Here is a 10,078-nt window from a genome sequence, read left to right as displayed (position 1 = left end):
TCCAAACAATGCTTTTCGAGTCAACCCCGGCTGAAAGCACCCACACTGCCGATCAACGACAGCGGGTGTATCAACCAAAGGAATCCATCCCCACGCACGAGGCGTGTTAGGACGGGTTTGTGCTTCATGCACTGGCTTTTAGCACACTGTTGAGTTCTCAAGAAACGGACGCGTACACCCTCGGCCACCCAACCCATCCGGTTGAGCACTTCAGGGGCGCAACTTCCGCATATCCACCCTACCATTTCCGGCCGGTCCGTGTCAAACCGCTGCCTTCGCGGCCCCTCGACACCAACCCACCAGACCCGCTAGGATCTCGCCGCCCCGTCTCCGGAGCAACCCTTCCAACTTACTCTGACATCCGACCCCTGTCCAATCCCTCGGACAGGTCAGATCTTCAGTGATTTTTTGGAGGGGTGTGCGGGATCTCGTCCCGCTTGAAGAACTCTAGCAGTCCGTCCGGGGTTTCATGACCAACTTGCCGGTAACAACTAAGTCTTCCCTGGGTCACCGGGCCCCAAACCCACGACCCAAGAACCCCGGAAGCCCGAGATCGACCGTCGATCCCGGGCCCCGTGAGACGTAAGACGATCAGCCGGTGGGCAGCGCGTCGAGCTGGGCCGTGAGCCTGGCGATGTCCTGGTCGGCCTGGGCCGCGCGGGCACGCACCTTGGCCACCACGTCATCGGGCGCCTTCGACATGAACTGCTCGTTGCCGAGCTTGGCGGCCACCTGGGCGGCCTCCTTGCGCGCCACGGCGAGGTCCTTCTCCAGACGCTTGCGCTCGGCCGCCACGTCGATCGTCCCGGCGGTGTCGATCTCCACCTGGATCCCGCCGACATCGAGACGCGCGGTCGCGGCGAAGGAGTCGGACGGCTGGTCGAGCCGGAGCAACGACCTGATCGCCCCCTCGTGCGGGGCCAGTGCCGTACCACTGAGGGAGAGGCGTGCCGCGACCCGCTGGCCCGGCTTGAGGCCCTGGTCGGAGCGGAACCTGCGGATCTCGGTGACCAGCCCCTGGAGAGCGACGATCTCCTCCTCCGCGGCGCCGTCGCGCAACGACTCCTGGACCGTGGGCCAGGGAGCGACCACGATCGAGGGGGCCGTGGTCACCGCCCGCCACAGCTCCTCGGTGACGAACGGCACCAGCGGGTGGAGCAGGCGGAGCAGTGCGTCGAGGACGTGACCGAGCACCAGCCGGGTGTGCTCCTGCCCCGCGGCGATCTGGATCTTGGCCAGCTCCAGGTACCAGTCGCAGACCTCGTCCCAGGCGAAGTGGTACAGCACATCGGAGACCCTGGCGAACTCGAACTCCTCGAAGGCCGCGTCGACCGTGCCGATGACCTCCTGCAGCCGGGAGAGGATCCAGCGGTCGGCCGCGGTCAGCTCCTCGACGGGCAGCTCGCCAACCGCCGCGCCGTTCATGAGCGCGAAGCGGGTGGCGTTCCAGATCTTGTTGCAGAAGTTACGGGAGCCGCCCGCCCACTCCTCGCTGATCGCGACGTCGGAGCCGGGGTTGGCACCGCGCAGGAGCGTGAAGCGGGTGGCGTCCGCGCCGAAGCGCTCGACCCAGTCGAGCGGGTCCACCACGTTGCCGAACGACTTGGACATCTTCTTGCCGTACTGGTCGCGGACCATGCCGTGCAACGCGACGGTGTGGAACGGAGGACGGCCCTCCATCGCGTAGATGCCGAACATCATCATCCTGGCCACCCAGAAGAACAGGATGTCGTAGCCGGTGACCAGGACGGAGGTCGGGTAGAACCTGGCCAGCTCGGGAGTCTTGTCCGGCCAGCCCAGCGTCGAGAACGGCCACAGTCCCGAGGAGAACCAGGTGTCGAGGACGTCGGAGTCCTGGACGTAGCCGGCGGGCGGCTCCTCGTCGGGGCCGACGCAGACGACCTCGCCCTCGGGGCCGTACCAGACCGGGATGCGGTGTCCCCACCACAGCTGCCGGGAGATGCACCAGTCGTGCATGTCGTCGACCCAGTCGAAGTAGCGCTTGGCCAGCTCCGGCGGGTGGATCCGGGTGCGTCCCTCACGGACCGCGTCGCCCGCGGCCTTCGCCAGCGGGGAGACGTTGACGAACCACTGCAGCGACAGCCTCGGCTCGACGACGGTCTTGCAGCGCGAGCAGTGGCCGACCGAGTGGAGGTAGGGCCGCTTCTCCGCGACGATCCGGCCCTGCTGGCGCAGCGCGGCCACAACCGCGGGCCTGGCCTCGAAGCGGTCGAGTCCCTCGAACGGACCGTGGGCGGTGATCACGCCGCGCTCGTCCATGACGGTGAGGGAGGGCAGCGAGTGGCGGCGGCCGATCTCGAAGTCGTTGGGGTCGTGCGCCGGGGTGACCTTGACCGCTCCGGTGCCGAAGGCGGGATCGACGTGCTCGTCAGCCACGACCGGGATGCTGCGGCCGGTCAGCGGGAGCTCGACCTGCCTGCCGATCAGGTGCGCGTAGCGCTCGTCCTCGGGGTGCACGGCGACGGCGGTGTCACCGAGCATGGTCTCGGCGCGGGTCGTGGCGACGACGATCTCGTCCTCGCCCGAGCCGTACCGGATCGAGACCAGCTCGCCCTCGTCCTCGCTGTGCTCAACCTCGATGTCGGACAGCGCGGTCAGGCAACGCGGGCACCAGTTGATGATGCGCTCGGCGCGGTAGATGAGCCCGTCGTCGAAGAGCTTCTTGAAGATGGTCTGGACGGCGCGGGAGAGCCCGGGGTCCATGGTGAAGCGCTCGCGAGACCAGTCGACGCCGTCGCCGAGCTTCTTCATCTGCCCGAGAATCCGGCCGCCGGACTCTTCCTTCCACTGCCAGACGCGCTCGACGAAGGCCTCCCGGCCGAGGTCGTGGCGGGACAGGCCCTCCTTGGCGATCTCGCGCTCGACGACGTTCTGGGTGGCGATGCCCGCGTGGTCCATGCCCGGCAGCCAGAGCGTCTCCTGCCCGCGCATACGTGCGCGGCGGGTCAGCGCGTCCTGGATCGAGTGGTCGAGGGCGTGGCCGATGTGCAGAACACCGGTCACGTTCGGCGGAGGCAGGACGATGCTGTACGGCTCGCGCTCGCTGCTGGGGTCGGCGGTGAAGTACTCCTCGGACACCCAGCGTTCGTAGCTTCGGGTCTCCACGTCGGCGGGGGTGTACTGGGTGGGCAGCTCTGGCGTCGTCACGGTGTCCAATTCTAGGGACGTCCGGACGGTCGATGTCCCCGACTCGCGACCGTCGCCAGGTGTCCGCCCTTTCCAGACATGTCACTCCCCGGATGAGACCCCCAGGAGACACGGCGACGCCCCCGCGAGCGGAGGTCGCGGGGGCGTCGGATGCCGGTTCTGTCCGGCGGAGGTCAGGCGGACTTCTCGCGCGGCGTGCGCTGCTGCTTGTTCAGCTGGTCACGGGGCACGAGGGTCGGGTTGACGTGCTCAAGCACCGACTCGCGGGTGATGACGACGCGGGCCACATCCTGCCGGGAGGGCACCTCGTACATCACCGACAGCAGGACCTCCTCCAGGATGGCGCGAAGTCCCCTGGCGCCGGTGCCCCGCAGGATCGCCTGGTCGGCGATGGCCTCCAGGGCGTCGTCGCTGAACTCGAGCTCGACGTTGTCCAGCTCGAACAGGCGGCGGTACTGCTTGACCAGGGCGTTGCGCGGCTCGGTGAGGATCTGGATGAGCGCGTCGCGGTCGAGGTTGTGCACGCTCGTGATGACCGGGAGGCGGCCGACGAACTCGGGGATCATGCCGAACTTCAGCAGGTCCTCGGGCATGACGTCCCCGAAGATGTCGGAGGTGTCGATGTCGTCCTTGGAACGGATGATGGCGTTGAAGCCGATACCCTTCCTGCCGACCCGGGACTCGATGATCTTCTCAAGGCCCGCGAAGGCGCCACCGCAGATGAACAGCACGTTGGTGGTGTCGATCTGGATGAACTCCTGGTGGGGGTGCTTGCGACCGCCCTGGGGCGGCACGCTCGCCGTGGTGCCCTCCAGGATCTTCAGCAGGGCCTGCTGCACACCCTCGCCGGAGACGTCCCTGGTGATCGAGGGGTTCTCGCTCTTGCGAGCGATCTTGTCCACCTCGTCGATGTAGATGATGCCGGTCTCGGCCTTCTTGACGTCGTAGTCAGCGGCCTGGATCAGCTTGAGCAGTATGTTCTCGACGTCCTCGCCCACGTAGCCCGCCTCCGTCAGGGCGGTGGCGTCGGCGATGGCGAACGGCACGTTCAGCATCTTCGCCAACGTCTGGGCGAGCAGTGTCTTGCCGGAACCGGTCGGGCCCAACAGCAGAATGTTGGATTTGGACAGCTCGATGCCGTCGTCACGCCCGCGCTCGCCGGACTGCACCCGCTTGTAGTGGTTGTAGACCGCCACCGAGAGCGCCTTCTTCGCCTGGTCCTGACCGATGACGTAGGCGTCGAGGAACTCGTAGATCTCCCTCGGCTTGGGCAGACTGTCCCACTTGAGCTCGGAGGACTCGCTGAGCTCCTCCTCGATGATCTCGTTGCAGAGATCGATGCACTCATCGCAGATGTATACGCCGGGTCCGGCGATGAGCTTCTTGACTTGCTTCTGGCTCTTCCCACAGAAAGAGCACTTCAGCAGGTCTCCCCCGTCGCCGATGCGTGCCACCCCAGATACTCCTTTGCGTGGGACCGCCCTGGCTTCGCGGTCCGTTTCTTCCGACCGGACCGATACCCGGTGCGAAAAGTCATCCCGCTCAGGTTTCGACGTTACCGTCTTCTGAGCCCTCAGTGAGCCCCCTAGCGGCGAGTCGCACCGGAACGGTGCCCAATTGGGCACCGTTCCGGTGCGATAGACCTCATTAGGAGGCTATGGCCTTGGCGAGCTTCTTGCGAGACGGGATGATGTCGTCGATCAGCCCGTACGCCTTGGCTTCCTCGGCGTCAAGGATCTTGTCCCGCTCGATGTCCTTGCGGACCTCTTCGGCACTCCTGCCCGAGTGCCTGGACAGGATCGTCTCCATCTGCGTGCGCATCCGCAGGATCTCACGCGCCTGGATCTCGATGTCGCTTCCCTGGCCGCCGCCCTCGGTGGAGGGCTGGTGGATCAGCATGCGCGCGTTGGGCAGGGCGAACCGCTTGCCCGGCGTGCCACCGGCCAGCAGGATCGCCGCCGCCGAGGCGGCCTGACCGAGACAGACCGTCTGGATCTCCGGCCGGACGAACTGCATCGTGTCGTAGATCGCCATCATGGCGGTGAACGAGCCGCCCGGCGAGTTGATGTAGATGCTGATGTCGCGGTCGGGGTCGATCGACTCCAGCGTCAGCAACTGCGCCATGACGTCGTTGGCCGAGGTGTCGTCAACCTGCACGCCGAGGAAGATGATGCGGTCCTCGAAGAGCTTGTTGTACGGGCTCATCTCCTTGACGCCGTACGACGTGCGCTCGACGAAGGTAGGGATAACGTAACGGCCGTTGATGTCTCCCGGCCGGATCAACTCACTCACCTTTTGCCCCTTCAGGAGACGGCGCCCGTTGAGGGCACCTGCCGGGCGCTGCGCACGACATTGTCGATGAACCCGTAGTCCTTGGCCTCCTCGGCCGTGAACCAGCGGTCACGGTCGGAGTCGGCCTCGATCTGGTCGAGCGGCTGGCCGGTGTGGAAGGCGATGCGCTCGGCAAGGGTCTTCTTGACGTAGAGCATCTGCTCCGCCTGGATGGCGATGTCGGCGGCGGTGCCACCGATGCCTCCGGACGGCTGGTGCATCATGATGCGGGCGTGCGGGAGCGCGTAACGCTTGCCCCGCTCACCGGCGCAGAGCAGGAACTGCCCCATGGAGGCGGCCAGCCCCATCGCGACCGTGCACACATCGTTGGGCACGTATTCCATCATGTCGTAAATCGCCATACCGGCGGTCACCGATCCGCCAGGCGAGTTGATGTAGAGCCAGATGTCCCTGTCGGGATCGTCCGCGGCGAGCAGCAGCAGCTCGGCGCAGATTCGGTTGGCGATCTCGTCGTTGACCTGGGTGCCCAGCACGATGATGCGCTCACGCAGCAGCCGCTGATAGAGCTGGTCTTCGAGCCTGAACGAGCCGTTCGGCTGGCTCATCGACTCGGGCCCGGAGCCGGTCGGCTGGTAGAAGGTCGGCGGGCTGGTCACAGCGTCACCTTCCGATGCGTCGTAATCGATTGGCTTTGCTTGTGACCTTAACGCGCGCCGCCTACCGGACATGCCCCCTCCACGTGCTGTTCGCTGACGGCGCATGCTCTCCACGATCTCCCGCACCCCTCCGCTCACTCCTCACCCGTACGGCCCCGCCGCCGGATCCACCGTGTACGGCGGCGCCCACGTCGCCGGGAGCCGGGAAGGGAGCCGCCGGGGCCGGGCCGTACAGGACCGGTCGGCCAGCGCGGGCGGGGGACCGTGGCGACACGCCGGGACAGGGCCTCGTGGGGGCTCTCAGGGCGCGGGAAAGCATGACGCCTCCGCGGTGCGGGGCACCGGGGAGGCGTCAGGTGTCGTCGGGTCGCCTTGGCGGCTACTCGGCGGCCTTGTCGCTCTCGGCGTCCTCGGCGGGCTCCTCGACCACTTCCTGGCCGTTGATCTCGCTGTAGATGGCCTTGAGGTCGACTTCCTCGCCGGCCTCGTCGACCACCTTGGCCGCGTCGCCGACAACGCTCTTGGCCTTGTCGCGGACGATCTCGACCATGGCCAGCGTGAGCTGGTCGTTGTCGGCCAGGTGCTTGGCGAGGGCGTTGGGGGCGACGTTCATCTGCATGGCGCGGCGCACCACGAAGTCGGTCAGCTCCTGCTCGCTGACGCCGAGCTCCTCGTTCTTGACGATCTTGTCAAGCACGAAGCCGGTCTTGATCGCCTTGGCGGCGCCCTCGTCGAACTCGGCGTAACGCTCTTCCTCGGTGGTCTGGTAGAGGCGGAAGTAAGCCTCCTTGCTCAGGCCACTCTCGGCGATCTGGTGCTCAAGGTTGTGCTTGCGGCTGTCGACCTCGGCCTTGAGCGCGCTCTCCGGGATCGGGATGTCGAGCTTGGCGAGGAGGGCGTCGAGGGCGTTCTCACGGGCCTGGACGACCTGCTCGATCAGCTTGGTGCGGCGCGCCTGCTCGCGGACGCTCTCCTTGAGCTCGTCGAGGGTGTCGAACTCGCTGGCCAGTTGGGCGAACTCGTCGTCAAGCTCGGGGAGGACCTTCTCCTTGACGCTCTTGATGGTGATGGTCACCACGGCCTCCTCGCCGGCGTTCTGCCCGCCGACCAGGTTGGTGGTGAACTCCTTGACGTCACCGGCGGCCATGCCGACCAGCGCGTCGTCCAGCCCCTGGAGCACGGAACCGGCGCCGACCTCGTAGGAGACGTCGTTCGCCTGCTGCTCCTCGATGTTCACACCGTCGATCGCGGCGGCGAGGTCCATCACGACGTAGTCGCCGTTGGCCGCGGCGCGCTCGACGCCGGTCAGCGTCGCGAAACGCTGACGCAGGCCGTCCAGCTGGGCGTCGACGTCCTCGTCCTTCACCTCGGCGACCGGGACGGTGACCTCGATGCCCGCGTAGTCGGGGACGTCGAAGTTGGGGCGGACGTCGACCTCGGCGGTGAACTCGACCTGCTCGCCGTCATCGATCTTGGTGACCTCGATGTTCGGCTGGCTGACCGGGAAGATGTCGCTCTCGTCGACGGCCTGGCCGTACAGCTTCGGCACCGCGTCGTTGAGGGTCTCCTCCAGGACCACCGCGCGGCCGAAGCGCTGCTCGATGATCCGGGCGGGGACCTTGCCGGGGCGGAAGCCCGGGACGCGCACCTGCTGCGCGACCTTCTTGTACGCCGCCTGCATGCTCTCGCCGAGCTCCTCGAACGGCACCTCGACAGTGAGCCTGACCCGGGTCGGGCTGAGCTCCTCGACAGCGGTCTTCACGGGGTGGTCTCCTTGATCAAGCTTCGAGTGATCGCGGGCGCGTCAAGTCGTACGGCTACCGCGGCAAGCTCGCGCGCCGCGCCCACATGAGCGGCACCGGACACAGCCGTTCAGACATGCGATATTAGGGCATGATCAACTGTGGCGGGTGTCCAACGCCGCTGGCCAGTCTAGGGCAGACCCGCGCCTTGGGGCGACCGGCGCTTGTTCAGTTCTCCTTGATGATTCTCCGCAGGATGTCGGTCGTCTCCCCCGGGGTGGTGCTGACCGCGCAGAGCCGTTCCATGACCTCGCTGTAGCGGTCGACCTCCTCGCGCTTGTCCAGGTAGAGGGCGCTGGCGAGCTGTTCCACGTAGACGACGTCGGGAAGCTCGCTGTCCTGGAAACGCAGCACGCTGAAGGCGCCGCCCTCGGCGCTGTGGCCGCCGAAGCTGAACGGCATGACCTGAATCGTGATGTTGGGCTGGCGCATGAGGTCGAGCAGGTGCTCAAGCTGGGCGCGGGTCACCTCGGCGCCACCGATGGGGCGGCGCAGCGCGGCCTCGTCGATGACCGCCCAGAAGAATGGGCCGTCGGGGCGTTCAAGCACCTGCTGGCGCTGCATCCGCAGGTCGACGCGGCGCGCGATCTCCTCGGGGGAGATGCCCGCGCTGCCCGCGGTGATGACGGCCCTGGCGTACTCCTTCGTCTGGAGCAGGCCGGGCACGAACTGCACCTCGTAGGTGCGGATGCGGGAGGCCGCCTCCTCAAGGCCGACGTAGGTCTGGAACCACGAGGGCAGCAGGTCGTTGAAGCGGTGCCACCAGCCGGGTTCGTTGGCCTTGAGCAGCAGCTCCATGATGGCCGCCCTGGCCTCCTCGTCCTCCACCCCGTAGAAGGTGAGCAGGTCCGCCACGTCGCGCTCGCGCAGGCCGACCCTGCCGAGCTCCATTCTGCTGATCTTGGATTCCGAGCCCCTGATGAGATGTCCGGCCTCCTCGCGCGAAAGGCCCCTGGCCTCGCGCAGCCGGCGCAACTGGGAGCCCAGGAGAATCCGCAGAGCCGTGGGACCCGAGCCCGGTTGAACCTGCGTCACTTCGCCTCCCTCTTCAGTTGGGCCAGCGCACACAGTGTCACCACTTCCAGGCGCCATGACAAGGTCCCAACTCCGTGTCCGGTCCGACAACCTCTTCTACTGTTCGCCCATGCGGCTGCACGCGGCAACTGCACGTGCATTTGGGTCTTGCAGCGGACGTGCCGGTGACCCATGATGGCCTAGTGCATATTGGGCTTATGGTGCACAAGCTCTGAAAACTCACAACCAGCGCGGAGACTCACGATGAGAGCGGGAGATACCGGCAGGATGCTGGAGGAGCCGAAATCGGCCGCCGGCTACCTGCAGGCGACTCGCGAGGTGAGCTTCGACGACCTGCTCGCGGCCAGGCACTCCGACGCCACGGCGTGCCCGCTGCCCCACCAGGCGGACTCGGTGAAGACCGCCCGTGAGGTGACGAGGTCCACACTGAGAGAGTGGGGCCTGTCGGAGCTGAGCGACGACGCGGCACTGGTGGTCTCCGAACTCGTGACGAACGCGGTGCGCTACGCGCTGCGCCCCGCGAGCACGACGGAGTCCAACCCGATCACCCTCGTGCTGCTGCACCTGTCGCCCCACGTGCTGCTGGCCGTCGCCGATCCCAGCGACGAGGTCCCCACCCCCAAGGAGCCGGACTTCATCTCGGAGAACGGCCGCGGTCTCTACATCGTGGAGACCTACAGCAAGTGCTGGGGCTGGGACCACCTCAACCGTGGCGGCAAGGCCGTCTGGGCCCTCTTCAGCGGCACTCACTGACCAGACGGCCGGACGAAGCAGACAAAAAGGCCGATCCAGATCGGATCGGCCCCAGTCAGCGTCGGGGTGACAGGATTTGAACCTGCGGCCCCCTGCTCCCAAAGCAGGTGCGCTACCAAACTGCGCCACACCCCGTACGTCGGTGCGCGCTCGCTCCGGATCTCCGGTACGATTACGCCCTGACGACCGGATGAAGTCTAGACCAGACTGACACCGGCTCGCGCGGACGTAGCTCAATGGTAGAGCCCCAGTCTTCCAAACTGGCTACGCGGGTTCGATTCCCGTCGTCCGCTCAGATCAGGAAAGGCCAGGTCACCCCCGTGGTGGTCTGGCCTTTCCGCTTCCCCGGGTCGCGTGGCCAATCCGTGACCG

General features: G+C 66.6%; 7 protein-coding genes and 2 tRNA genes. 2 read left to right on the top strand and 7 right to left on the bottom strand.

Annotated elements, in window-relative coordinates; translation table 11 throughout:
- Window positions 1-591: 591 nt before the first annotated feature.
- From FHS44_RS36445 to FHS44_RS36420, 6 genes are all read right to left on the bottom strand, one after another.
- Window positions 592-3,177, bottom strand: a complete 2,586-nt coding sequence (locus FHS44_RS36445; RefSeq protein ID WP_184724082.1) for a valine--tRNA ligase — start codon at window positions 3,175-3,177, stop codon at window positions 592-594.
- Between the two features lie 164 nt (window positions 3,178-3,341).
- Complete coding sequence (gene clpX / locus FHS44_RS36440) at window positions 3,342-4,622, bottom strand: ATP-dependent Clp protease ATP-binding subunit ClpX (protein ID WP_184724068.1); 1,281 nt, start codon at window positions 4,620-4,622, stop codon at window positions 3,342-3,344.
- A 193-nt stretch (window positions 4,623-4,815) separates the two neighbouring features.
- Window positions 4,816-5,460, bottom strand: coding sequence for an ATP-dependent Clp protease proteolytic subunit (locus tag FHS44_RS36435; RefSeq protein ID WP_184724065.1), 645 nt, complete (start codon window positions 5,458-5,460; stop codon window positions 4,816-4,818).
- An 11-nt stretch (window positions 5,461-5,471) separates the two neighbouring features.
- Window positions 5,472-6,116, bottom strand: coding sequence for a ClpP family protease (locus FHS44_RS36430; protein WP_376771637.1), 645 nt, complete (start codon window positions 6,114-6,116; stop codon window positions 5,472-5,474).
- A 379-nt stretch (window positions 6,117-6,495) separates the two neighbouring features.
- Window positions 6,496-7,878: a trigger factor gene (gene tig, locus FHS44_RS36425; RefSeq protein WP_184724062.1), complete on the bottom strand. Its 1,383-nt coding sequence runs from the start codon at window positions 7,876-7,878 to the stop codon at window positions 6,496-6,498.
- 208 nt (window positions 7,879-8,086) lie between these two features.
- On the bottom strand, window positions 8,087-8,953 hold the full coding sequence (locus FHS44_RS36420; RefSeq protein ID WP_184724059.1) for a Sco1979 family transcriptional regulator: 867 nt from the start codon (window positions 8,951-8,953) through the stop codon (window positions 8,087-8,089).
- Window positions 8,954-9,196: 243 nt separating this feature from the next.
- Here FHS44_RS36420 and FHS44_RS36415 point away from each other — a divergent pair, with 243 nt between their 5' ends.
- Entirely contained in the window at window positions 9,197-9,706 is a 510-nt protein-coding gene (locus FHS44_RS36415; protein WP_246436589.1) for an ATP-binding protein, read from the top strand.
- Window positions 9,707-9,767: 61 nt separating this feature from the next.
- Here FHS44_RS36415 and FHS44_RS36410 read toward each other — a convergent pair.
- Window positions 9,768-9,841, bottom strand: a tRNA-Pro gene (locus tag FHS44_RS36410).
- Between the two features lie 87 nt (window positions 9,842-9,928).
- On the opposite strand from FHS44_RS36410, the gene FHS44_RS36405 reads away from it, so the two are divergent.
- A tRNA-Gly gene (locus FHS44_RS36405) sits at window positions 9,929-9,999 on the top strand.
- Window positions 10,000-10,078: the final 79 nt, after the last annotated feature.

Source organism: Streptosporangium saharense (genome assembly GCF_014203715.1).
In the GTDB taxonomy this organism is placed as follows: domain Bacteria; phylum Actinomycetota; class Actinomycetes; order Streptosporangiales; family Streptosporangiaceae; genus Streptosporangium; species Streptosporangium saharense.
This window is presented reverse-complemented; position numbering and strand designations above follow the sequence as displayed.